Raw genomic sequence first — 22,851 nt, 5'->3', positions numbered from 1 at the left:
CATGACAGTATTGATATCTGGTGGTGGCACTAAAGAATCAAATAAAGTTGTAAATCAATACTTTTCTGATTTAATTGCTAGTGGGAAAGTAATATATATACCGAATGCAGGTAATCCTGAACTACGTAGTTATTATCAAAGTTACATATACGTAAAAGAAATGTTCGCAGATGTTGGTATACGAGAGATTCATTTATGTACTAATCTTTTAGAATTAAATAGTATATTGGAAGATTTCGATGCGATTTACTTTAGTGGCGGTTCAATTTCTAAATTGGTTAATGAAATTAGAAATGCAGATCTTTGTAATTTAATTACTGAATATGAAAAAAGTCATGTTATCTATGGCCAAAGTGCAGGAGGTATATCATTAGGGAGTGATGTATCTTATTTTGAAGAAGCCAAAGATACAATACCATTAGGTTTAATAGACTATGCGATAACTTGCCATTATAAAGATGAATATTACGAACGTGTATTACAGGGAACACAAATTGATACATATTGTATTCGAGATAATGAAGCAGTGTTGTTCGATAAGAATAAAGTAGAATACATCAATGGTGAAGCGATATTTATTGATAGAAGAAATAAGCAGACTTAAATTTTACTTATCCATCATCACACTTTATACTAATGATGTATTTTAAGTTGTGCAAAATAAAAATCAAAGGGGTTTTAACATGATTAAAGCAGTGCAGTATTTCAACTTCCATAATTCTTTAGAGGTATTAGATTTTTATGAGCAACATTTAGGGGCAAAGATTATCACTAAAACAATGGGTGATGATGAGATGTTTAAAGATATGCCTGAAGAGTACAAGATGCCTGATGACATTGCAAAGCAGTTTGTTATGAATGCAGAGTTTGAAATTTTAGGTGAGCGTTTCATGGTTAGTGATACGATGGGTCAGCGTGAGATTAGTAACGAGGGGACTTCTGTGTGTTTCACATTTGACGGTAGTGATGAAGCTGATGTTAAAGCTGCTACCGATTTCTTCAACAATGCAGTTGCAGCAGGTTGTACGCAAGCGATGCCATTAGGTCCTACTGAATGGTCTAAACTATATGGTTACTTCAATGACCCATTCGGTGTCACTTGGATGATTAATGCGTGTTAATATGATTATAATCCTTCTCCAAAATGGAGAGGGATTTTTTATTGGTCAAAAATTGATTAATTTTGCTGTGATGGAGAAATGATTGCCGGTAAACTGAAAATACCGGAGAAGATATCATTAACTTAATATAGACAATCATCTATATTAAAGTTATACTAATAATGAAATATAGATGGATATCTATATAAAGAGGTGAAGCGATGGACTATGAATATTTAGCAAAGTTACTGAAAGTGTTGTCAGACAAAAACCGGTTGGAAATTATTGATTTACTAAGTTGTGGGCCATTATGTGCGTGTGATATTCTCTCACATTTCGAATTCTCTCAACCGACGTTATCACATCATATGAAACAATTGAAACAAAGCGGTATCGTCACGAGCTGGAAAGAGGGTACAAACGTCATGTATGCCAACAATTTAGAAATCATCGAGCAAATCGTCAAACTACAAAATCAAATCTTTGTACCGCATCAAAATTGTGTGTGCAAAACGAATGAGGAGTGTTAATTATGGTAGAGATTAAATTATTTGAACCAGCAATGTGTTGTTCTTCTGGCGTATGTGGTCCTTCTCCGGATCAGGAGCTTATCCGTGTAAATGCTGATATCGAGAAGATGAAACAAAACGGTATTAAAGTACTACGTTATAACTTATCAAGTGCTCCAAATGCTTTCGTACGTCACGGGGAGATTATGACATTGATCAAAGATAAAGGTGAGGCGATTATGCCAATCACGATGATTAATGATGAAGTCGTTAAGACTGGAAGTTATATGACGACGGATGAAGTGATGGATATTATTGTTGTTCATGATTTACAAAGTAACTGTTGTGCCCCTGGAGATCATTGTTGTTAAGGAGTGAGTGCAATGGAAAAGTTTAATCCGAATGAAATACCATTAACGAAATATTTATTTTTCACAGGTAAAGGTGGCGTAGGTAAGACGTCTATTTCTAGTGCGCTTGCTGTTCATTTAAGTACACAAGGAAAAAAGGTTGCATTAGTCAGTACTGACCCTGCGAGTAATTTACAGGATATCTTTGAAATGACTTTAACAAGTGAATTAACTCGAGTCCCATCTTTAGATAATCTATTTGTCGCTAATTTTGAACCTGTTGAAGCAGCAGAGAAATACAAGGAATCTATCGTAGGTCCATATCGCGATGTGTTGCCGGAATTTGCGATTAAAAATATGGAAGAACAGCTTAGTGGTTCATGTACGGTAGAAGTTGCAGCGTTTAATGAATTTACAGGTTTTCTGGCGAATAAAGACTATGCTGAACAATTCGATCATATTTTATTTGATACCGCGCCCACTGGACATACGCTTAGAATGCTTGAGCTCCCTGACGCATGGTATTCATATATTGAAACTGCGACACATGAAGCTTCATGTCTAGGACAGTTATCAGGATTATCAGATAACAAACAAATCTATTTAGATGCTGTGAATAAATTGAGAGATACAAGTCTTACAACGATGATGTTTGTTGCACGTGGTGATCAGCATAGTCTACAGGAATGTAAGCGTGCGATGAATGAGTTGCGCGAATTAAATATTACAAATGATATGTTAATCATAAACGGCATCATTGAACATGCTGAAAGTGATTTGGCGATTCAAAAATCAACGAATGAACAAAAAGTATTAAGGCAGTATGAGGATTTTTTAAATCAAGTGCCTCATTACTATGTACCGATGAAGCAGTTTAATATATTTGGTATTGCAGCGATGAAACAGTTATTTAGAAATGATAAATTAATTTCTCAAACTGAATCTGTGCAGTTACAGGACAGTCATTCTATGGACTATTTAGTGCAGCAGATGGTGCATGATAACAAGCGCTTTATCTTTACGATGGGTAAAGGTGGTGTAGGTAAGACAACAATTGCTAAGATCATTGCGAAACGTATCGCTCGGCAAGGTAAGACAGTCTTACTTGCGACGACAGATCCAGCGAATCGATGGTTTGATACACAATCTAATGACCGAATTACAGTAAAATATATCGATGAGGAAAAAGCACTGAAAGAATATGAAGCGGAAGTATTATCAGCCGCCCAAAACCTTTCACAAGATCAAATTGATTACATTAAAGAAGATTTACGTAGTCCTTGTACACAGGAAATTGCATTCTTTCGTGCGTTTAGTGATTTCATCGCTGATAAGTCACATGACATTGTCGTCATTGATACAGCGCCGACAGGTCATACATTATTATTGCTGGATGCCTCTCAAAGTTATCATAAAGAAATCGAACGTAATGCGAATGTACTCCCAAGTTCTGTATCAGATTTATTGCCGAGCATTACCAATAATGATTTAACTGAAATGGTGATTGTAACGCTCGCGGAACCTACGCCAATAAAAGAGGCCGAGCGTCTGAAAGCGGATTTAGAACGTACGGGTATTAGGCAACGTATGTGGGTGGTCAACAACACAATTGCAACATATGAGGATACTCAAGATATGTTTAACAGCAAGATTCAGGAAGAACGACAACAAATTAATACATTAATCGCACATCAACCGTTTGTTGCAATACAACCGTATGATGTCAATATAGATGAGGTAGCTAGACTATGATAACAGGCATTGCAATCGCAATATTTTTATTAACTTTAACGTTAGTCATCTGGCAGCCGAAGAACCTATCTATAGGTTACTCGGCTGTAGGTGGCGCAATACTCGCACTTATATTTGGCGTCGTTGATTTCAATGATGTTATAGATGTAACGAACATCGTATGGAATGCGACATTCACATTTATTGCAGTGATATTAATTTCATTGATTTTGGATGAAATAGGATTCTTTGAATGGGCGGCACTTCATATGACGCACCTAGCGAAAGGGAACACCTTTAAGATGTTCGTCTATGTATGTATTTTAGGTGCAATCGTTGCCGCATTTTTCGCAAATGACGGAGCAGCATTAATCTTAACACCAATCGTGCTTGCGATGGTGCGTAACTTAAACTTTAACGAGAAGATGGTCTTTCCTTTTATTATTGCTTCAGGATTTATCGCAGATACAACAAGTTTACCGTTAGTCGTGAGTAACTTAGTGAATATTGTTTCTGCAGATTATTTCGATATATCATTTATGGAATACGCGAAACATATGTTTTTACCGAACATATTCAGTTTAATTGCGAGTATTACAGTGCTCTGGTTATACTTTAAGCGTAATGTACCGAAGTCTTATGACGAAAGTGCGCTACGTGATCCGAAGTCAGCCATTAAAGATAAGAAATTATTTAGAATGTCGTGGGTGGTACTTGCCATTTTATTAGTAGGCTATTTAGTCAGTGACTTTATCAACTTCCCAGTGAGTATTATTGCAGCAATAATTGCATTCATCTTTATAATGTTTGCAAGACAATCACCTGCTGTTAACACAGGAAAAGTTGTGAAAGGTGCACCATGGGCAATAGTATTCTTCTCGATTGGTATGTATGTCGTTGTATATGGTCTTAAAAATGTAGGCTTAACAAGTTTATTAGCGAGCGTAATCGATAACATCACACAGATGAATCTATTGGGTTCGATTATGGGAATGGGATTCTTATCAGCAATATTATCTTCTGTAATGAACAATATGCCAACGGTCTTAATTGATTCAATAGCAATCAAGCAAAGCGCAGCAACCGGTATGTTACAGGATGCTTTAGTATATGCCAATGTGATAGGTTGTGACTTAGGACCTAAGATTACACCAATTGGAAGCTTAGCAACCCTATTGTGGTTACACGTTTTAAGTGGTAAGGGTGTTAAGATTTCATGGGGGACATACTTTAAGACAGGGATTGTCATTACAATACCGGTGTTATTTGCAACGTTAGTTGGATTATATGTATCAATGATACTATTTGGATAAAAGGAGAATAATAATGACTAAAAAAACAATCTATTTCTTATGTACAGGGAACTCTTGTCGTTCACAAATCGCTGAAGGATTTGGTAAAAAGTATTTACCAGACTGGAATGTATATTCAGCAGGTATTGAAACACATGGTGTAAATCCAAAAGCAATTGAAGCGATGAATGAAGTAGGAATTGATATTTCAAATCATACATCTGATAAAATCGACAAAGATATATTAAATAACGCAGATTTAGTGGTGACATTATGCGATCATGCAAAAGACGTATGTCCTGTTACACCAAAACATGTGCGTTCTGAACATTGGGGGTTTGAAGATCCGGCTGGACAATCGTGGGAAGTTTTCCAGCGTGTGCGTGATGAGATTGGAGAACGTATTAAACAATTTGCAGAAACAGGTGAATAAACTGCTTTTGTATGATTCCCATAATCTTATTAAATGTATTCTTCTATCAAATGCATTATAATATATGTAATGTTGAATGGAGGAATTACAATGAATAAATGGGTAAAAAGAGGATTAGTAGCAGGCGTATTAACTGTAGGTGCTGTGCAGGGTGCTAAATATCTTGAGCAGAATGAACAGGTGAAACGTCGTTTAAATGATTTAAAGAATATTAAGGAATATAATGATTTACGCAAGGCTATTATGGAAGTGATCAATGCTTTCAATAATAACAATGCACCTCGTGTTGAACAAAAGTTTCAGGAGAATGATTTTGTAACAGATCAAACTGGACCAACGAATAATGTTCAGGATGAGACAATTGGTGAAGCGGTTAAGCGTGTGCTTGATACACCTGTTGTGACGAATTTAATTGGCGACAAAGCAGATATCGATATGATGAAGAATTTAATTGATGAAACTGCAGAAGTTGAAAAATTAATTCGTGGATGGTTCAATTAATTTAGATTAAATTTATATTTTCTTATAAAAACCGTAAAAACGATAGCTTATGAATATTTATTTCATTAATCGTTATTTACGGTTTTTTGTGTTTATAATATTAATTCATAAATATATTGTTCACCAAGCGGTCCTTCAATACGACGGCCTGTATCTTCAAAATCAACACGTTCATATAGTTTTTGTGCAGGAATATTGGCATGGTTCACACCGAGTACAATCTTTTTGATATGTTTAAAATGTTTTTGAATGTAAAATGGAAGTTGCAGCATGGCATGTTTACCGTGTCCTTTACCGCTATAGGCTTGATCCATAATTAAGCCGCTTAGCAACAATGATTGAACTTCGTCCGTATACTCAAATCTTCGTTCCGTTGTTTGCAGCATGAAAAAACCGATGGGTAGATGATTATTGATAATAACGACACCATGGATATCATTATTTAATTGTTCGATACTTTTAGCTGGAGTTTGGGTGTACTGCAGTGCAATTTCTGGTTGATAAAATTGCTCGAGTCGTTCTTTGTATTGTTCTTCATAAGGCACTAGTTGAATCATTGGGACACCTCGAATAATTATTTTTAAGTAAATTGTAAGCTATATTATTAATATAACAGAATCATAGATGAGGTGAAAACATGTTTATCAAAAGTATTTCATCAAATTTTAAACAGCATGAGGCAACGCCTTACTATATGAAAATTCCTGCGATTAAAAATTTAGAGCGTATTGATTTAAAGCGTCCTGTCACAATCATTGTAGGTGAGAACGGCACAGGTAAGTCGACGTTGATTGAAGCAATAGCAGTTAATTTTGGACTTAATCCGGAAGGTGGGAGTAAAAATTTTAACTTCCAAACAAAAAATTCACATGCGGGTCTCCATGAAGAAATAAGGCTCGGTAAGATGGGTGTCCCTGGTGATTCATTTTTTCTGCGTGCAGAAGGTTTTTATAATGTTGCAACAGAGATTGAAAGATTAAATGAATCAGGACTGGGTGGTAATTTATATAGTAGTTACGGTGGGAAGAGCTTACATGCTCAGTCACATGGAGAATCTTTTTTAGCGTTATTAAAATATCGCTTTAGGGGAAAGGGATTGTACATATTAGATGAGCCGGAAAGTGCACTTTCTCCAATGCGACAGATGTCCATGATTGTAAGGATCAATGATTTAGTAAAGCGCGGTGCTCAGTTTATTATCGCTACACATTCACCGATTATTATGGCTTATCCAGATGCAGATATTATTCAGTTAAATGATGATGGCTATGAAAGAATTGATTATCGTGAGACTGAACATTATATTGTTACGAAAGCTTTTATTGATAAACCTGAAAAGATGATTGAGACATTACTGGAATGAGCTCAATCATCTTTATAATTGTATGATTTCTTCTTTTAAAGTCACATCATGACTTGTAAATATCTTTTTGCACTTTGGGTCTTTACTTGTTGTATTGATCCATTTTAATGCTTTTTTCAAAGCGTCTCTATTCATTACATGGGTTGGTACCATGACTTCTTCAAACGAATGATTGATAAGTGCAGCATCACTGGTAAGCAATACATACTCACCCGACGTATTACTGATCTTAACCATATAGAGCCCAGGACTATGTCCAGGTGCATGTATCAATTCAATTGAACCGTCCCCAAACAAATCATAGGATAAGCCGTTTGGGCCAACACCGGTTTCATTGAACTCAAAACAAGTTAAGTCCACCCCTTCCCATAATTTTTGGATGTATCGGATAACTCTTTTATTTGATTCCAGTATTTCATCGCGACTGGCAAAGATATATTTAGCATCTTTCACTTGTCTTAATCCACTCACGTGATCACTGTGTAGATGCGTGAGCAATACATAGTCTAGATCGGTTGGTACGATACCACGTTTTAGTAGTTGCTCATCAATAGCATGTCCTTTAGGTAAGTGGGCACGATGGATAAGTCGCTGCATACCTAATTCTTTACGTTCATTCAGGCGAACATTCTTATGCCAGCCCGTATCAACGAGAATTAACCCTTTAGGGTGTTCGATGAGAAAGCATACAACAGGGTAGCGTTTACGATTCTTTTTGTATGAGATGAACCCGAGTCTTGTCAAAGGATTTAGTGACTTCGTATGCATCGTCACGGCCCGGTCAACAGTAATATGTCCAGTTTGAATAACATGTATATTTATTTTTGACACGTGACCACCTCCGCTAAGTTTACTGATTTATCTTACCATATTTTTCATAATGATTCGTTGCAGAATTGTAAATTTCTTTCCAAAATAAAAAGACACTCTGGTGAGAGTATCCTATTTTAATGCACCATCTACATCCTTAAAGTTGTCAATCCCAAAAGGAAATACATTATTCTTAATATTATTCTTTAATTCCTGTAAAGAGACTAACGCGAAATTAGTCAATTGCAGCGGATAATGATATTGTTTCGTACTTTCTAAGAACATATCATTATTTCTTAAGAACCATTGACCGGTATTGGACTTTACGTAGTCCATATCGAGATCGATATAAGTGATATTTCCTGCATCATCCATCGAGCATGGTGTAGAAATATTACAAAATATCTTCACGGGCTGATCATTTTCATCGATAGAGATTGAAACTGTATATCCATGATACTTCGAAAGGAAATGAAGTGTTTTATGTTCTAATTGATAGGCTTCATCTTTTATGTAATGTTTAAGCAATGTATTTTTCTCACACGCCACAAAATAATAATGAGGCGTTTCAGAGAGTAACGTACCTTGTATTTCAATATGAGGTCTATCGGGATATTTATGTGATTTAATTATAACAGATTGCAATATCGTGACCTCCTTAAGTAATTGTAGATTCATTATAATATGAAATCGTTTTCTATGCATTTAATTTAATTATTTCTTAAAAGATTGTCACAAATTATAACAGGTTTTTACTATAGATTCCTTACACAATCTTTAAAGAGTTGTAACATATCTGTGTGTTGTTTTCGGTATGATGAAAATAATCATACGATTGAGGTGAACTATGGGACGTTTATTGGAGATATTTCTTACAGCTTTGAAGCTTGGCGTAACAAGTTTCGGAGGTCCGACTGCACATTTAGGTTACTTTAGGGCAGAATACGTAGAAAGACGTAAGTGGCTGACGGATAAAATGTATCAGGATCTTGTGAGCCTTTGTCAGTTCCTGCCTGGACCGGCATCAAGTCAGGTAGGCATCGGTATAGGGTTAATGCGTGGCGGGATAGCAGGTGCTATATTAGCATTTTTAGGATTTACATTACCTTCAGTCATTGCTTTGATTCTTGCAGTATATTTTCTGAACACACTAGATATTGAACTTAATTTCTTAAAAGGCCTTTTGATTGTGGCAATTGCTGTTGTGTTACAAGCATTAATTGGTATGGGTAAGAATACTTTAAGAAATCTTACAGCCGTCATGATTTTCATCTTTTGCTTTCTTGTTGCCTTGCTTTTTCCAACGGCATACACACAAATACTGATTATTATTGCATCAGGTATCGCAGGCATGGTGTTATATAAAGTAGAAACAAAAAAAGAGCCGTTAATGACTGTCAATGTTTCTAAGCGCATGAGTATTCTTTCACTTATCTTATTGTTTATTTTAATGGTCGGCTTACCGATTATCGCACAGATTGCAGATAATGATTTCATACATATGATCGATAGATTGTTTAGAGGAGGTCTACTCGTCTTTGGTGGTGGGCACGTAGTCTTACCGTTACTACAAAGTGCCTTTGTACCAGATTTGCTGGATCTAGAAACGTTTCTTTCGGGTTATGGCCTAACACAGGCAATGCCGGGTCCACTGTTTACGTTCGGTTCATTTATCGGTGCAAGTTTATTTGGAGTAGTAGGGGGACTTGCTGCTATGATTGCAATCTTCCTGCCAGCATTTTTACTGGTCATTGGGACATTGCCTTTCTGGGCTACAATGCGTGAGCATCGTTTGATGAAACAAGCCTTAAAAGGTATCAATGCCGGGGTTTTAGGTATCCTTGCCGCTGCATGGGTTAATCCGATGATTATGCACACAGTAACCAACGTGAAAGATGGTTTGTTCAGTGTTATATTATTTAGCTTATTACACTTTCTAAAATGTCCACCATGGGTTATTGTCTTGTTGGGCATCGTGATAGGTGTCATATTTTATAGATAGTATTTTTCCTTAAATGTAAATGAAGTGAGCCTCCAACTTAAGATGAGTTGGGGGCGTGTTACTTTTGTGATTTAGTTATCAATATGAATGCCCTTTTTATGGTAGTAGAACATGTCTTAAAGTGGTACAATAAGTAAGTAATTCTTGCAGTGTGGTGATAAAATGAGATTTTCCTGGGCAGATAGCCATCCTTTAATGAGCGACTATTATGAGTGTGAATGGGGCAAGCCTTCTCATGATGACACGTATCTGTTTGAAATGTTGATTCTGGAAGGTATGCAGGCTGGACTTTCGTGGCTAACGATATTAAAACGACGTGAAGGCATACGTCAAGCTCTCGATCAATTTGATTATCATAAGATTGCTGCGTATAGTGAGGACGATATCAATCGTCTGTTGCATACAGATGAGATGATTAAAAATAAACTAAAGATAAATAGTATCATTAATAATGCACAAAGATTTCTAGAGGTGCAAAATGAATATGGTAGCTTTGATCAATATATTTGGTCTTTTACTGACGATGAGCCAGTCGTAACATATTTTGACGATGAGTCTTATGTTCCTGCTCAGAACTTACTGTCACAACGAATAAGTAAAGATTTGAAACGACGAGGTTTCAAATTTGTCGGACCGGTGATAGTATACGGTTTTTTAAGTGCGATCGGCATGATACAGGACCGACTAAAATAAAGAGGTGTCAAATGGACAGCAAAGAAATTTTTACTGAGAAAGTAGAATTATACCGAAACTCAAGGCCTAAATATGCCTGTCAATTAATCGAATTTATGAAAGAATCATTTTCAATTGATGAATCAACGACAGTGGCAGATATTGGTGCAGGGACAGGTATATTCACTGAACTGTTATTAGATTTAGGTGCAAAAGTAATTGCGATAGAACCTAACGCTGCAATGGCTGCACAACTTAGGCTGGCATTGCAGTGTAAGGAACTGGAAATCCATGAGCGTCCTGCGGAAAGTACAGAGATAGAATCTAATACGATTGATATTATTACGGCAGCACAAAGTTTTCACTGGTTCCATCACAATGAATTCAAAACCGAGTGTAAGCGTATTTTAAATGGCAATGGACCTGTGTGCTTAATCTGGAATACGCGTATTGAAGATGCACCAATAAACGTTAAGATAGCAGAAATCTATACTGCATTTTGTCCGGAATTTAAAGGTGCGATTGGTTATGGTGGAGGCGTAAAATTTTCTGAAGAAAGTATACTTGAGTTCTTTGAAGGTGAATTTGATAGACGTGCCTATGAATTCCCGTTAACTTACGATAAACAAGGGTTTATAGAGCGCATTTTATCTGCTTCTTATGCATTGGTTGAAGGTGATAGACAGTATGAAACAATGATCAAAACCTTTGAAACGCTATTTGACACTTATGCTGAAGGTGGCAAGCTCGTGATACCGAACGAATCAGTAGTGTATTATGGCTATATTTAAAAATAGAAATTATATTATAAATGAAACCGACCGTAAATCATCGTACTGATGATTGCCGGTCGGTTATATTTTGGGTTTTATTATAGGAGACTTTTTTAATCTCTCTTGATAGAAAGTGCGAGAAGTAAACATATGACTGCAAATACGGTTGAGAGATAAGGTGCTGTTGATTGAGAAAAAGCTTCTACTACGATGCCACCGATTAAAGCCCCAAAGCCAATACCGGCATTTAATGCAGACATGTTCCATGCCATGATTGAACTAGAGTCGCCTTCTACTTGTTTGATAATACCAATTTGAATGGCAGGGTTTGTGCCCCACTCAAAGATATTCCAGATTAGCATGATAAATAAAAGTGGCAGATAGAACGGTAATGCGATGTTAAATAGGACCAATGATAAGGTGAATACTGAAAGTGCGATGATTAACCATCGTTTGCTGCCTATTTTATCGCTCATGACACCGCCAAGACTTGTACCGGCAATACTTCCTAATCCACAAACAAATAATAGGATAGAGACGTGTTCTAACGTATATCCTTGTTTAATCATCATCGGACTTATATAGGTAAAGACGATGTAATTTGATGCCAGGATAAAGAAAGTAATACCGATATATTTTGCTGCTTCTTTAGGATAAAGTAGCTTTGAATATTTATCTTTTGAGTCATCACTGATTTTAATTTTACTTGGTAACTGGAACATTAATAGAATCGTGGCGACAATACTGACAACAACAATCATCCAGAACGTTGCACGCCATCCAAACATTTCTCCGATTTTAGTACCGATGGGTACACCGAATACATTTGCACCGCTGAACCCGATATAAACGAGTCCAAGCATCTTCCCACGTTCCTCCGGATTACTTAAAACGACAGTAAGTGCGAGTAACTTAACGACTATAATGCTGGAAGCAGCAGATGCAATAATACGCCCGATGACGATAACGGTAAATGTTTCGCCTGTAGCATTGATAGTATTACCGATGATAAATGTCACCATACTGACTAGTAAGACCCATTTTGGATTATATTTTTCAGTGAGCTTTACGAGAATAGGCCCGCATATTGCCACAGTAAATGCATAGATAGTAACAAGTTGACCGGTTAAAGATTGTTTAATGCCCAAGTCATCACTCATTAATGTTAATATTCCTGCAACAACAAGCTCTACCATACCGACAACGAAAATACTCAATATAAAAGTGAATAGTTTAAGTTTTGTCATATTTTATCCTTTCTTTTTTAGTGTATTAAAGATTATAACAGTTACAATAAAAAACTTCATCATAATGTTATCAGGTGAATATTTATAGTAAACGATATACAATGAGAGTAAGAAGGATGTTGTATGAATTCTTAAATGAAAAGGAGCAGGACAATGAATTATAATGAACAGATTGATGCGATATTTGAACAGTTTGAAAACGGGGATATTGAAGAGGCAACGAAAGCACTTCAGGAATTAGGACATGCGATCCAACCGGGAGATGAGAATTTTTCAGATTATCAATTGAATGCAGCCTATATTTATGCTGCTAATCATCACTTTGATAAAGCACGTACAGCGTTACAGTTATTACTTGAATCAACTGATGTTGAAGATAAACAATTAGCTTTTCACCAATTAGGATTGGTTGAGAGGATGGATGCTGAGTTTGATCAATCGATAAATTATTTTAAACAGGAATCAGACATAATTAAAACTCATTTTGCTGATGATACGATTAAGCAATCTGTTAATCTATATGAATTAGGTTATGTACAATTATTGAATAATCAATATGACGATGGCAAGGCATCACTGGAAGCTTCACTTAAACTGGCTGAGCAGTCAGATGATGATTTAAGTATTGCGATTTCTAACCGTGCATTAGGTGAATTATATGCTGCTCAGGAAGAAATGGATCAATCTAAAGTATATTTCACAGAGGCGAAGCGCTACTTCAAAAAAGCTGGCGATGAGATGGGTGTAGCAGAAATCGAAGCATTAGAAGATGCAATTTTCTAAAAATTATTGTCAAAAGGTTGAGAAAAGGTCATAATAGATTATGAAAAGGTTTTCATAAAGTGTTAAGAGGAGTGATTGGCATGATTCAGGAACTAACAAAAGAAGAACTACATGATGCTGTGGATCGTATTGCTGAGATTTATTTAACCAACTTTGATGATGCTAGAAGTCATAAAGATATGGTCGCAAATATTTTGAAGTTAAGTGAAACACCAGGCTTTAAAGCTTTCATCAGTCATCAATTTGGTAATATCAATGGCTATTTATACGGGTATACAAGTGAGAGTAATCAATTTTATCGCGATCTATTGAATGGTTATCTAACAGCTGATGAGTCTGAAAAGTTAAACGGAGCTTTTGAAGTTTTATCTCTTGCGGTAGATAAGAGTCATAAACACACAGGTATCGGAAGCAAATTACTGAAGGCGTTACCTGCCGGCAAATATTATTTAACAAGTGACGTGCATAATATTGCGGCTAATACTTTTTATTATAAGAATGACTGGCAGCTGTTAAAAGGCAATATGCATCTGCACCCAAACATTCCGAATAAAAATCTCTATTATAAAGAAATTTAATCCAAAAAATCCAATCGATAATAACTATTGATTGGATTTTTTGATGTATGAAGATTCGCAATATAATGTGATTTTTAGGAAATGTTTATTTAATAGATAATTGTGATATAATGTATAAATATTATTTTTATTGCATAAAAAAAGGAGATAAACATGGAACAATACGATTCGAAGACATGGAAGATAGGTCGATTGAAGTTTATTATATTAAGTCTTTTTGGTATATTTTTATTTTTAACACCTCTGGAAGTGAATGGTGAAACAAGTCTTCCGGTAGCAGTGCTGGCACAGTGGCTGCTAAAAATACTCGGTAAGGCAACACCAACATTAATTTATAGTGTCATAATGATATCTATCGTTCTGACATTTTACTGTAGCTTTATCAGTAAGCCGAAAACTTCTTACTTTAATACGCTATTTAATGTCAATATTATCTGGTTTATTGTCCGATTAATTGGAGCAGTATTTGCGACAATCGTGTATTTCAACACAAATATTCCATTTGTAGATACTAAAGAGACCGGTCAGTTAATATACGGCGGATTACTACCGACTTTGATTGCCGTATTTTTATTTGCAGGACTTTTCCTGCCGTTTTTAATGGATTATGGTTTATTAGAGTTTTTAGGACCAATGTTCTCAAAAGTCATGCGCCCGTTGTTTACTTTACCAGGTCGTTCTGCAGTGGATAACTTAGCATCGTTTATCGGGGATGGCACGGTAGGGGTAATGATTACATCCAAACAATACGAAGGGAATTTTTTTACACGACGAGAAGCAACTGTTATAGCAACTTCATTTTCAGTTGTATCGATTACATTTGCGATTATTGTGTGTAAACAAGTTGATCTGATGAATCACTTCTTTGCATTTTATGGAACGGTCATCGTTTCATGTTTAATTGCAGCAATGATTATGCCACGTATCTGGCCTTTATCTAAAGTACCTGATCATTATGCAGATGGCAGTACAGAAGTGATTGATGAAACAACGCCTGATGGACACACTATTATTAGTTATGGATTGCATAATGCAACTGTTAAAGCTATAAAAGCACCAGGCTGGAAGTTATTCTGGTTATCTGGTGTGAAAACGGTTGGAGATATGTGGTTTGCCGTGTTACCTGTAGTAATGGCGATAGGCACACTCGCAACAATTGTTGCTGAACATACGGATTTCTTTTCTATTATCGGCTTACCATTTGTGCCGTTATTTGATTTGCTGCATATTCCTGACGCTAAAGCTGCCTCCGAAACTGTGCTCATTGGATTTGCAGACATGTTCTTACCCTCTATACTGATTTCTGATGTTAAATCAGAATTAACGCGTTTTGTTATTGGTGCGCTCAGTATTTCTCAATTAATCTATCTATCAGAAGTTGGAGGGGTTATTTTAGGCTCGAAGATTCCTGTTAGTTTACCGAAATTATTTGTAATCTTTCTGATGCGAACAATCATTTGTTTACCGATTATTACACTGATTGGACATTTAATTTTTTAAATAAATATGATAAAAGGCTTGGCTGATGACATTGAATGCATCAGTCAAGCCTCTATTTTTATTTAACTTCCGTCTCAAGTTTGGCAATTACAATTTCAGAACCGAGCATTGGTGATTCTTTTTTCTCCGCATCTGACTTGTTTGCACGTTCGCCGTGTGCTTTTTTGAATGCATCGCTTGTCTTCCATGCTTCAAAGTCTTCTAATGTTTCCCACCATGTGTTCACGTGTAGTTCATCATATTCAGGTAAGTTTTGAATTGACCATGTTTCAATCTTATGGAATCCTTTTAACTGCGTAATGTCGCCACCTTTTGTAAACATAGGTGCCATCTTTTCTGCAAATCCTTTTTTCATCTTAATTCTGTTCGTTACGATATACATGAATATCCTCCTTATTTTTGAACGGGGTTCGTTGCCCATATTTGATTTTGTTTTACAAATGTACGACGATTCAATTTTAATTGACTGATGATGACCTCAGCGATATCTTCTGGGTGTGTCATCGTTTCAGGTTCAAGTGTAGGTTCACCGATTAAATCAGTAAGTACAGCTGATGGATGAATGAGGAAAGTACGAATGTTGTGCGGACGCATTTCTCTCATAAAGCTATCAGACATACCTGACAAGGCAAACTTCGTTGCTGAATATGCACTTGAGTTTGCAGTTGCATTCACTGCTGACATGGAACTCATATTAACGATGTCGCCACTTTTTTGTTTGATCATGATGGGTGCGACTTCCTGCATAAATCTAAACGGGCCATATACATTTGTCTGCATTAGTTCATCAAGTATAGTCTCACTAGTATCAAGGAATGGTGCATTTTTCATGATGCCTGCATTATTGACTAATATATCTATACGTTCAAATGTTTCCATCGTGTGTGCAACACAAGCTTTTATATCTTCGATATTCTTGCTGTCACATACGATTGCTGTTGTCTCGACATCATATACATCGAGTGCAGTTATCGCAGCTTCGAGCTTTTCGAAATTACGGCCGGTAATAGCGATATGAACGCCTTCTTGCGCCAGTGATTTTGCAATCGCTAAGCCAATGCCACTTGAGCCACCGGTAATTAGAGCAACTTTATCTTTTAATCGTTCCATTGACATACCTCCTTAGTGTTCATGATTATAGTATCAAATCAGCAGGTTTAGACATAATGATAACCTTTGAGTCTATATAAAAAAACACCACACTCTGCTAAGTGTGGTGACTATTCATTACTTATTTAATTCGTTAATAATTTTTTTATCGTTATGCGTATAGATGATATATTTTTTATCTTTAGTTTCTAAAAGGATACGATTAGTTTTACCGAAAGTTGAACCGATACGTACTACTTTTTCGTCGTTATTTTCATCTGCACCTGCGTAAATATTAGTATCTTCTTTTACGCTTAAGATGTCTTCGTTCGGAATTGTGATGTCAGCAACACGCCATTTGATGTTTACTTCTTTATCATTTTTAGTAATTCTCATTGCCATTTTTAATACACATCCTTATTTATTTGATACCATAAATATACCCCTTTTTTTAACGACTTACAATTAAACTGATGTTTTTTCACGAAAAAAGATGAAAAATACGTGTTATGATTGAATTGAAAATATTGGAGTAAATATAAGTGAAAAGGAAGATTTATGTGAATAAAAAAACTCAGTTATTCCTCTTGTTGGCAGGTGTTATTGTTGTGGCTTCAACACTGCGCGCACCACTAACTGCAATTGGTCCGATGATTTCAGATATTGGACATGCTTTAAGTCTACCCAATGCATTGCTGGGTATGCTGACAACCATCCCATTAATTATGTTTGGATTGATTTCTCCGTTTGTGGCACGTATATCACGTTACCTAGGCATGAGTATGACGTTATTGATTAGTATGTTAATTTTATTACTCGGTCTATTCATTAGAATTATACCGAATGTTTATATGTTATTTACTGGTACGGTACTTATTGGTATAGGTATTGCAGTGGGGAATGTGATTTTACCAAGTTTTATCAAGTGGCGCTTTCCATTACAGATGGGTCTTATGACAGGTGTATTTGCCGCAACGATGAACATGACTGCAGGTCTTGGAGGAGGACTCAGTGTTCCTTTAAGTAAAATTAATAACGGAGGTTATCAATTTTCTTTAGGATTCTGGATTATATTTAGTGTCATTGGTATAGTGCTCTGGATCCCTCAGTTAAAGTTTAATCCAAAACTTGCAGTGAGTGAGCATCGTCGTCCAATTTATCGTTCAAAGCTTGCGATAGCCATCGCACTAATGATGGGCTTTCAATCTATGAATTTTTACTCGACAGTAACGTGGTTTCCGGATATCTTAATGTCTTATGGTGTTGATCAGCAGACCGCTGGCTACTATTTAATGCTCAATCAGTTTGCGCAGCTTCCTATGACTTTCTTAATGCCGATTATCGCGATGAAGATGCAGCATCAACGTCCGCTTGTTTTTATGTTTACAGGTTTATTTTTAATTGGTTTTAGTGCGTTGCTCTTTAAGCAGACCACCTTTATCGTCATTGCCATGATTGCTACAGGACTTGCAGGAGGTGCGGCATTTAGTTTATGTATGCTATTCTTCTCACTACGTGCAAAATCAACTGAGGATGCCATCGCGCTATCAGGGTTCAGTCAATCAATTGGTTATTTTGTTGCGGCACCAGGTCCAATGATAATGGGATATCTGCATGATATGTTTAATAGTCATGTGCCAAGTTTTATCATGTTTTTTATCATCACACTTACGATGTTTTACTTTGCCTACCGTTCAAGTGAAAATAAATATATTTTTGACTAAAAAATGCTCATGCCAATTTGGCTAGAGCATTTTTTTACGTTGCATGCTTTTAAATTGAATGAATTTGCTGTAACTATACAGAATAAGACCTAACCATATAAATAGAAAAGTTAAGAAATCTGTTAAATTAAAGGGTTCTCCAAATAAAAATACGCCTTGTAATAATATTAGTGTCGGTGAAATATACTGTAAAAAGCCAATGAGCGATAGCGGAATGCGTTTTGCCCCTGCTGTAAACAAAATGAGTGGAATTGCTGTAGCAGCACCGGCAAATAAAATAAGAAAACTTGTATGATTGATTCCGAAATGATTTTCACCTTGTTGAGCTAAAAAGCCGATACCTAAAAATGCAATTGGAAGTGTAATGATTGTTTCGAGTGCAATACTGTAAATAGCATCGATATGGACATACTTTTTCATCAGTCCATATAATGCGAAGCTTGCAGCTAAAATAATTGAAATATAAGGGAAAGTTCCTCCCTTTACAGTCATAAACAATACGCCAATTGCAGCAAGTATTATTGCGAGAATTTCAAGTTTATTAAAACGCTCTTTCATAAAGAGGAAGCCAAGTGCAATACTCATGAGCGGATTAATATAATAACCCAGACTTGCCTGCAAAACATGATGATTATTGATAGCCCAGATAAATATCCCCCAGTTAACCATGATCACAAGACTTGCGATAAATAGTGCGAGTAATTCTTTTTTTCGGTGAAATAACGCTTTTGTATCTGCACGAAAAGTTGACCATTTCTTTAGACAGATAATGAGTATCACCATAAATAGCGCTGACCAAACAACGCGATGGAAAAGTATTTCATAGGGGTTAAAGGTATTGACAGAACGCCAGTAAGTAGGGAGTATTCCCCACAAAAAATAAGCTAAAGCTGCATACCATATCCCTTTAGTGTTCTCCTGCATAGTATCTCTCCTTAAAATTTGGCATAAATCATTTTATCAGTACTACTATCTTATCAAATGAAGGATTAACTTTGCCTTTGAAGTGCTCTTCATTTGATGATTTATGGTACTTCTACACATTTAGCAGACATGTGGTATAATACTTACATTGTATGTATCATAATTCATACATTTAAGGAGAGAACAAATGAAAAAATGGATGAGTGTTCTATTTATTGCAGTCATTCTTTGTGCATGTGGTAAGGCGGAAGATAACGATTCTAAAGAGAAATCGCCTGATATTGAAGTGAAAATTAAACCACCAAAAGAAGAGCAACCTCAAAAAGAAAAGAAGAAAACATCTAAAAAACATGATAAGCAATCAAAACAGCCGAAAAAAGACAGCACTGCTACTGCTACGGCCTCACAAACGACAGCATCTTATGACACTGAACGTTATAACATGGCGCGTTTATGTTTAATTACCCCGGGCAAGGAACATACAGCAGATTGTCAGGAGATTGTGAATACAGCGGAATATTCTAAGGCATGGAATAACTTAACAAGTGAAGGTTACATTTGTCAGAGTGGCCAGTGCAATATTCAAAAAGAAGTGAATACGTCAGAAAAAGTGATTAAACAAAAAGAACCTGTTACCAACGAACAGGAGACTAACGTACCGATTGCCACAGAAGTAATTCCGGCGAAGCCTGCTAAGTCAACGGAACCTAAACCGAGTGTTGAACCACCAAAAACGACTGAAGCAGTAGATAATCAATCGATTGAAAATAATAAGTCTACTGAAACAAAGAGTAAGACCGATACGAAAGAAGTCTCTAATGCCAAGGTTCGATCTGCATCTCAGGAGACAACAAATGCTAACAATTGATCTGATTAAAGCGGCATATGAGCCAATGTGTAATGATGAAAACAGTCAAAAGATGGCAAGCTATATGAAAAATAATTTTCCGTTTCTCGGCATTCCCAAAAGCGTGACAGCACCCATCATGAAACAATTATTTAAGGTGGGGTTACCTGCAACGAAAGAAGCAACAAAAGTGTTAGTGAATGATTGCTTCAAACAAGCTGAACGTGAATATCATTATATCGGAATGATTATTCTGAATAAAAATGCCAGGTTTTTTGATGCAGGAGATCTGCCTTATCTTGAAAGTCTTATAACAACGCATAGCTGGTGGGATTCAATAGATACTATTGCACCAAATATTGTGGGTGATATCGTCCTGAAAGACCGCATCGCAGGAGAGCGCATAATGCGCGAGTGGAATCAATCAGATAACTTCTGGTTACAGAGAGCGAGTCTATTGCATCAGCTGAAATATAAGAACAAGATGAATGAAGCCTTACTTAAGGACTTGATAGTAAACACTAAAGATGAGTCGGAATTTTTTATACGCAAGGCCATTGGATGGGTCTTACGTGAGTACTCTAAGACGAATGCCCAATTTGTAATAGACTTTGTTAAGGAGAATAATTTGTCTCCGTTATCATCACGTGAAGCGCTGAAATGGTTGTCAAAATGATTAAATAAAGCACCCTCCATATTCAATATGGAGGGTGCTTTATTACATGCGATATGATTCACATGATTGATTTGAATGAGTTGGGCGAAATAAAGGGGGTTATTTCATTTATTTAATACTCATTAAGTTATAATATTAGTATAATTATATGTATTAAGAATTGCAATGAAATGTGATTGTTTTCACAAAAGTGTCAAATATGGAGGAGGTGTGTCATATGACAGGAAAAACGCATATTGCACTAGGCATTCTTATCGGCACAACATATGCGATGCGCGTTGCACATGATATTAGCACTTTTGCCGGCATATTAGGTACTTCTGCTTTATTTAGTATTATCCCTGATATTTGTCATGCCGGTAGTAAGATTGGTAAGAAAATATGGCCGCTAAGTACAATTATTGCACTTATATTTGGGCATCGTACGTTAACGCATTCTATATTTTTTATTCTGATAACAGGTATTGCATTAATTTTACTTGATGTGCAAACCATATATATTATTAGTGCGGTACTCGGTATAATCAGTCATCTTGTCTTAGACATGCTTACACCTCGCGGGGTCACGCTATTCTTTCCAATCAGCACAAAAATTGTGTTTCCCTTTACCTTTAAAACCGGTGGTATTTTAGATGTTTCACTGGCTACTACGTTTAGTGTACTTACAATGTACTTATTTTATACTGAAATGTTTCACAGAACGTTAGTATGGCTAAACTAATCGTGATAAAATATGAATAAATAACTCATAAGGAGCGCTCACATGTTCAATAAACTTAATCAATACGGTCACATAACTTTATCAAAACAATTCAATGAAATCGAACAGGACAAACAACAACAATTAGAAGGTGCATTATCAGCACAGGACTTTGATGCGATTAAAGATTTATATGAGCAAGTCTATGTTAATCGTGAAGTATCATTACCTCGTGGTGAGATTAAGGATGTAGAGACGATTATTAAAGATGAAATGTCTGACGAAATGTTAAATACATATAAAGAGAAAGGGATTGCAGCGATTAAGCAGCTTAAAGTTGCACCGATACTTATGGCAGGTGGACAAGGGACACGCTTAGAACACCCTGGTCCAAAAGGGACGTTTGAATTTGATGGTAAGAGTTTATTTGCAATGCAGGCAGAACAAATCATTGCTTATAACGAAGCATATCACATCAACATTCCATGGACGATTATGACAAGTGATATCAATCACGATGAAACAATTGCTTATTTTGAAGCACATCATTATTTTGGTATGCCTAAAGAGAACATCACATTCTTCAAGCAACCGAATGTTGTTGCATTAAGCGAAGCGGGAGAATTGTTACTTAATAAAGATCAGCAACTATTAACTACACCGAATGGTAACGGCGGTATATTTGAAGCGCTTGATAAGTCGGGTGTCAATGCTGCATTAAAAGCAAAAGGCGTAGAATATTTATATATCAATAATATTGATAATGTTTTAGTAAAAGTGTTAGATCCAATTCTTTGTGGTTTAGCTGTAGAAAGTGCAGCTGATGTAACGACTAAGACGATTGCTGCTAAAGATAACGAAAGTGTGGGCCGCGTTATTGAGGTTGACGGCGTTAAACAAGTAATGGAATATACGGAATTACCGGAAGGTGAAGAAAATACGTATCGTAATGCAAATATCGGTATTCATATCTTTAAACTTGATTATTTAATGAAACATGCTGAAAGTGAATTACCATATCACCTGGCTATTAAAAATTTAGAACAACTAGATGCAGATTTAAATCTTGTAAAACAGTCGACGTTAAAATTTGAGAAATTCTATTTTGATATCTTCCGTTACGGAAAGTCATTTAAGACGTTACAGGTGGATCGCGCAAGTGAATTCAGTCCACTTAAGAATAAGGTCGGTAAAGATAGTATTGAGACTGCACGCCAGGACTTAATCAATAATCATTTATTGTAGGA

28 protein-coding genes are annotated in these 22,851 nt (G+C 36.1%); 20 read left to right on the top strand and 8 right to left on the bottom strand.

All coding sequences use genetic code 11. The annotated features are described in order from the left end of the window. Position 1 precedes the first annotated feature (1 nt). The 8 genes from ACMGE6_RS02665 (at position 2) to ACMGE6_RS02630 (ending at position 5,916) form a co-directional block, all read left to right on the top strand. A complete protein-coding gene (locus ACMGE6_RS02665; RefSeq protein ID WP_414054351.1) occupies positions 2 to 604 on the top strand; it encodes a Type 1 glutamine amidotransferase-like domain-containing protein in 603 nt (200 codons plus the stop codon). A gap of 79 nt (positions 605 to 683) precedes the next feature. Continuing rightward, on the top strand, positions 684 to 1,121 hold the full coding sequence (locus ACMGE6_RS02660) for a VOC family protein (protein WP_414054350.1): 438 nt from the start codon (positions 684 to 686) through the stop codon (positions 1,119 to 1,121). 200 nt (positions 1,122 to 1,321) lie between these two features. After that, entirely contained in the window at positions 1,322 to 1,630 is a 309-nt protein-coding gene (locus tag ACMGE6_RS02655) for an ArsR/SmtB family transcription factor (RefSeq protein WP_414045020.1), read from the top strand. Between the two features lie 2 nt (positions 1,631 to 1,632). Further along, positions 1,633 to 1,980, top strand: a complete 348-nt coding sequence (gene arsD / locus ACMGE6_RS02650) for an arsenite efflux transporter metallochaperone ArsD (protein WP_414045019.1) — start codon at positions 1,633 to 1,635, stop codon at positions 1,978 to 1,980. Positions 1,981 to 1,992: 12 nt separating this feature from the next. Continuing rightward, positions 1,993 to 3,711 (top strand): arsenical pump-driving ATPase, encoded by a 1,719-nt coding sequence (arsA, locus tag ACMGE6_RS02645; protein ID WP_414054349.1) that lies wholly within the window; start codon positions 1,993 to 1,995, stop codon positions 3,709 to 3,711. Continuing rightward, a complete protein-coding gene (locus ACMGE6_RS02640) occupies positions 3,711 to 5,003 on the top strand; it encodes an arsenic transporter (protein ID WP_414054821.1) in 1,293 nt (430 codons plus the stop codon). The genes arsA and ACMGE6_RS02640 overlap by 1 nt, the downstream gene beginning before the upstream one ends. Positions 5,004 to 5,013: 10 nt before the next feature. Continuing rightward, positions 5,014 to 5,415, top strand: coding sequence for an arsenate reductase (thioredoxin) (gene arsC, locus ACMGE6_RS02635; protein WP_414046819.1), 402 nt, complete (start codon positions 5,014 to 5,016; stop codon positions 5,413 to 5,415). Positions 5,416 to 5,505: 90 nt separating this feature from the next. Further along, the gene (locus ACMGE6_RS02630) at positions 5,506 to 5,916 is read left to right on the top strand and encodes a hypothetical protein (protein ID WP_414054348.1); all 411 of its coding nucleotides are present in this window, start codon (positions 5,506 to 5,508) and stop codon (positions 5,914 to 5,916) included. Positions 5,917 to 6,008: 92 nt separating this feature from the next. On the opposite strand, the gene ACMGE6_RS02625 is transcribed toward ACMGE6_RS02630, so the two are convergent. Next, the gene (locus ACMGE6_RS02625) at positions 6,009 to 6,473 is read right to left on the bottom strand and encodes a GNAT family N-acetyltransferase (RefSeq protein WP_414054347.1); all 465 of its coding nucleotides are present in this window, start codon (positions 6,471 to 6,473) and stop codon (positions 6,009 to 6,011) included. 80 nt (positions 6,474 to 6,553) lie between these two features. Between ACMGE6_RS02625 and ACMGE6_RS02620 the strand changes: the two genes are divergently transcribed. Further along, a complete protein-coding gene (locus tag ACMGE6_RS02620) occupies positions 6,554 to 7,279 on the top strand; it encodes an AAA family ATPase (RefSeq protein ID WP_414047606.1) in 726 nt (241 codons plus the stop codon). Between the two features lie 12 nt (positions 7,280 to 7,291). On the opposite strand, the gene ACMGE6_RS02615 is transcribed toward ACMGE6_RS02620, so the two are convergent. After that, positions 7,292 to 8,110 carry an N-acyl homoserine lactonase family protein gene (locus ACMGE6_RS02615; RefSeq protein WP_414054346.1) on the bottom strand — a complete coding sequence of 273 codons (819 nt, stop codon included), beginning with the start codon at positions 8,108 to 8,110 and terminating at the stop codon, positions 7,292 to 7,294. A 111-nt stretch (positions 8,111 to 8,221) separates the two neighbouring features. Continuing rightward, positions 8,222 to 8,734 carry a DUF402 domain-containing protein gene (locus tag ACMGE6_RS02610; RefSeq protein ID WP_414054345.1) on the bottom strand — a complete coding sequence of 171 codons (513 nt, stop codon included), beginning with the start codon at positions 8,732 to 8,734 and terminating at the stop codon, positions 8,222 to 8,224. A gap of 202 nt (positions 8,735 to 8,936) precedes the next feature. On the opposite strand from ACMGE6_RS02610, the gene chrA reads away from it, so the two are divergent. From chrA to ACMGE6_RS02595, 3 genes are all read left to right on the top strand, one after another. After that, positions 8,937 to 10,091 (top strand): chromate efflux transporter, encoded by a 1,155-nt coding sequence (gene chrA, locus ACMGE6_RS02605; RefSeq protein ID WP_414054344.1) that lies wholly within the window; start codon positions 8,937 to 8,939, stop codon positions 10,089 to 10,091. Positions 10,092 to 10,253: 162 nt separating this feature from the next. After that, the gene (locus tag ACMGE6_RS02600; RefSeq protein WP_414054343.1) at positions 10,254 to 10,784 is read left to right on the top strand and encodes a DNA-3-methyladenine glycosylase I; all 531 of its coding nucleotides are present in this window, start codon (positions 10,254 to 10,256) and stop codon (positions 10,782 to 10,784) included. Between the two features lie 11 nt (positions 10,785 to 10,795). Continuing rightward, positions 10,796 to 11,554, top strand: a complete 759-nt coding sequence (locus tag ACMGE6_RS02595) for a class I SAM-dependent methyltransferase (protein WP_414054342.1) — start codon at positions 10,796 to 10,798, stop codon at positions 11,552 to 11,554. Positions 11,555 to 11,649: 95 nt separating this feature from the next. Here the strand turns inward: ACMGE6_RS02595 and ACMGE6_RS02590 are convergent, their stop codons facing one another. After that, entirely contained in the window at positions 11,650 to 12,783 is a 1,134-nt protein-coding gene (locus ACMGE6_RS02590; RefSeq protein ID WP_414054341.1) for an MFS transporter, read from the bottom strand. Between the two features lie 153 nt (positions 12,784 to 12,936). Between ACMGE6_RS02590 and ACMGE6_RS02585 the strand changes: the two genes are divergently transcribed. The 3 genes from ACMGE6_RS02585 to ACMGE6_RS02575 all read left to right on the top strand — a co-directional run bounded on the left by ACMGE6_RS02585 (position 12,937) and on the right by ACMGE6_RS02575 (position 15,644). After that, positions 12,937 to 13,566, top strand: coding sequence for a tetratricopeptide repeat protein (locus ACMGE6_RS02585; RefSeq protein WP_414054340.1), 630 nt, complete (start codon positions 12,937 to 12,939; stop codon positions 13,564 to 13,566). Positions 13,567 to 13,646: 80 nt separating this feature from the next. After that, complete coding sequence (locus ACMGE6_RS02580; protein WP_414047609.1) at positions 13,647 to 14,144, top strand: hypothetical protein; 498 nt, start codon at positions 13,647 to 13,649, stop codon at positions 14,142 to 14,144. 153 nt (positions 14,145 to 14,297) lie between these two features. Next, entirely contained in the window at positions 14,298 to 15,644 is a 1,347-nt protein-coding gene (locus tag ACMGE6_RS02575; RefSeq protein ID WP_414054339.1) for a YjiH family protein, read from the top strand. Between the two features lie 58 nt (positions 15,645 to 15,702). Here the strand turns inward: ACMGE6_RS02575 and ACMGE6_RS02570 are convergent, their stop codons facing one another. From ACMGE6_RS02570 to ACMGE6_RS02560, 3 genes are all read right to left on the bottom strand, one after another. Then, positions 15,703 to 16,026 (bottom strand): heme oxygenase, encoded by a 324-nt coding sequence (locus ACMGE6_RS02570; RefSeq protein ID WP_414045005.1) that lies wholly within the window; start codon positions 16,024 to 16,026, stop codon positions 15,703 to 15,705. Positions 16,027 to 16,037: 11 nt separating this feature from the next. Further along, positions 16,038 to 16,754, bottom strand: a complete 717-nt coding sequence (locus tag ACMGE6_RS02565; protein WP_414054338.1) for an SDR family NAD(P)-dependent oxidoreductase — start codon at positions 16,752 to 16,754, stop codon at positions 16,038 to 16,040. A 117-nt stretch (positions 16,755 to 16,871) separates the two neighbouring features. Then, positions 16,872 to 17,135 (bottom strand): SunI/YnzG family protein, encoded by a 264-nt coding sequence (locus tag ACMGE6_RS02560; protein ID WP_262996432.1) that lies wholly within the window; start codon positions 17,133 to 17,135, stop codon positions 16,872 to 16,874. Positions 17,136 to 17,275: 140 nt separating this feature from the next. On the opposite strand from ACMGE6_RS02560, the gene ACMGE6_RS02555 reads away from it, so the two are divergent. Next, positions 17,276 to 18,457, top strand: coding sequence for a CynX/NimT family MFS transporter (locus ACMGE6_RS02555; RefSeq protein WP_414054337.1), 1,182 nt, complete (start codon positions 17,276 to 17,278; stop codon positions 18,455 to 18,457). 21 nt (positions 18,458 to 18,478) lie between these two features. Here the strand turns inward: ACMGE6_RS02555 and rarD are convergent, their stop codons facing one another. Then, complete coding sequence (gene rarD, locus ACMGE6_RS02550) at positions 18,479 to 19,381, bottom strand: EamA family transporter RarD (protein ID WP_414054336.1); 903 nt, start codon at positions 19,379 to 19,381, stop codon at positions 18,479 to 18,481. 187 nt (positions 19,382 to 19,568) lie between these two features. Between rarD and ACMGE6_RS02545 the strand changes: the two genes are divergently transcribed. The 4 genes from ACMGE6_RS02545 (at position 19,569) to ACMGE6_RS02530 (ending at position 22,849) form a co-directional block, all read left to right on the top strand. After that, a complete protein-coding gene (locus ACMGE6_RS02545) occupies positions 19,569 to 20,249 on the top strand; it encodes a hypothetical protein (protein ID WP_414047614.1) in 681 nt (226 codons plus the stop codon). Then, positions 20,236 to 20,904: a DNA alkylation repair protein gene (locus ACMGE6_RS02540; RefSeq protein WP_414054335.1), complete on the top strand. Its 669-nt coding sequence runs from the start codon at positions 20,236 to 20,238 to the stop codon at positions 20,902 to 20,904. The genes ACMGE6_RS02545 and ACMGE6_RS02540 overlap by 14 nt, the downstream gene beginning before the upstream one ends. Before the next feature lie 217 nt (positions 20,905 to 21,121). Next, positions 21,122 to 21,625, top strand: a complete 504-nt coding sequence (locus ACMGE6_RS02535) for a metal-dependent hydrolase (protein ID WP_414047616.1) — start codon at positions 21,122 to 21,124, stop codon at positions 21,623 to 21,625. A 42-nt stretch (positions 21,626 to 21,667) separates the two neighbouring features. Then, positions 21,668 to 22,849, top strand: a complete 1,182-nt coding sequence (locus ACMGE6_RS02530) for a UTP--glucose-1-phosphate uridylyltransferase (protein WP_414054334.1) — start codon at positions 21,668 to 21,670, stop codon at positions 22,847 to 22,849. The last annotated feature ends 2 nt before the right edge of the window (positions 22,850 to 22,851 follow it).

It is taken from the genome of Macrococcus equi (assembly GCF_047426745.1).
GTDB classification, from domain to species: Bacteria; Bacillota; Bacilli; order Staphylococcales; family Staphylococcaceae; genus Macrococcoides; species Macrococcoides equi.
The sequence above is the reverse complement of the archived record's forward strand: the minus strand, read 5'-3'. Positions and strand labels throughout refer to the sequence as shown.

What these genes read in the sequence shown, in the direction of transcription:
- arsA (WP_414054349.1), top strand. Translation starts at nt 1,993, where the DNA reads ATGGAAAAGTTTAATCCGAATGAAATACCATTAACGAAATATTTATTT.
- ACMGE6_RS02660 (WP_414054350.1), top strand. Translation starts at nt 684, where the DNA reads ATGATTAAAGCAGTGCAGTATTTCAACTTCCATAATTCTTTAGAGGTA.
- ACMGE6_RS02655 (WP_414045020.1), top strand. Translation starts at nt 1,322, where the DNA reads ATGGACTATGAATATTTAGCAAAGTTACTGAAAGTGTTGTCAGACAAA.
- ACMGE6_RS02590 (WP_414054341.1), bottom strand. Translation starts at nt 12,783, where the DNA reads ATGACAAAACTTAAACTATTCACTTTTATATTGAGTATTTTCGTTGTC.
- ACMGE6_RS02535 (WP_414047616.1), top strand. Translation starts at nt 21,122, where the DNA reads ATGACAGGAAAAACGCATATTGCACTAGGCATTCTTATCGGCACAACA.
- ACMGE6_RS02585 (WP_414054340.1), top strand. Translation starts at nt 12,937, where the DNA reads ATGAATTATAATGAACAGATTGATGCGATATTTGAACAGTTTGAAAAC.
- ACMGE6_RS02580 (WP_414047609.1), top strand. Translation starts at nt 13,647, where the DNA reads ATGATTCAGGAACTAACAAAAGAAGAACTACATGATGCTGTGGATCGT.
- ACMGE6_RS02545 (WP_414047614.1), top strand. Translation starts at nt 19,569, where the DNA reads ATGAAAAAATGGATGAGTGTTCTATTTATTGCAGTCATTCTTTGTGCA.
- chrA (WP_414054344.1), top strand. Translation starts at nt 8,937, where the DNA reads ATGGGACGTTTATTGGAGATATTTCTTACAGCTTTGAAGCTTGGCGTA.
- ACMGE6_RS02620 (WP_414047606.1), top strand. Translation starts at nt 6,554, where the DNA reads ATGTTTATCAAAAGTATTTCATCAAATTTTAAACAGCATGAGGCAACG.
- ACMGE6_RS02560 (WP_262996432.1), bottom strand. Translation starts at nt 17,135, where the DNA reads ATGGCAATGAGAATTACTAAAAATGATAAAGAAGTAAACATCAAATGG.
- ACMGE6_RS02630 (WP_414054348.1), top strand. Translation starts at nt 5,506, where the DNA reads ATGAATAAATGGGTAAAAAGAGGATTAGTAGCAGGCGTATTAACTGTA.
- ACMGE6_RS02540 (WP_414054335.1), top strand. Translation starts at nt 20,236, where the DNA reads ATGCTAACAATTGATCTGATTAAAGCGGCATATGAGCCAATGTGTAAT.
- ACMGE6_RS02600 (WP_414054343.1), top strand. Translation starts at nt 10,254, where the DNA reads ATGAGATTTTCCTGGGCAGATAGCCATCCTTTAATGAGCGACTATTAT.
- ACMGE6_RS02595 (WP_414054342.1), top strand. Translation starts at nt 10,796, where the DNA reads ATGGACAGCAAAGAAATTTTTACTGAGAAAGTAGAATTATACCGAAAC.
- ACMGE6_RS02625 (WP_414054347.1), bottom strand. Translation starts at nt 6,473, where the DNA reads ATGATTCAACTAGTGCCTTATGAAGAACAATACAAAGAACGACTCGAG.
- ACMGE6_RS02565 (WP_414054338.1), bottom strand. Translation starts at nt 16,754, where the DNA reads ATGGAACGATTAAAAGATAAAGTTGCTCTAATTACCGGTGGCTCAAGT.
- ACMGE6_RS02575 (WP_414054339.1), top strand. Translation starts at nt 14,298, where the DNA reads ATGGAACAATACGATTCGAAGACATGGAAGATAGGTCGATTGAAGTTT.
- rarD (WP_414054336.1), bottom strand. Translation starts at nt 19,381, where the DNA reads ATGCAGGAGAACACTAAAGGGATATGGTATGCAGCTTTAGCTTATTTT.
- ACMGE6_RS02665 (WP_414054351.1), top strand. Translation starts at nt 2, where the DNA reads ATGACAGTATTGATATCTGGTGGTGGCACTAAAGAATCAAATAAAGTT.
- arsD (WP_414045019.1), top strand. Translation starts at nt 1,633, where the DNA reads ATGGTAGAGATTAAATTATTTGAACCAGCAATGTGTTGTTCTTCTGGC.
- ACMGE6_RS02530 (WP_414054334.1), top strand. Translation starts at nt 21,668, where the DNA reads ATGTTCAATAAACTTAATCAATACGGTCACATAACTTTATCAAAACAA.
- ACMGE6_RS02570 (WP_414045005.1), bottom strand. Translation starts at nt 16,026, where the DNA reads ATGTATATCGTAACGAACAGAATTAAGATGAAAAAAGGATTTGCAGAA.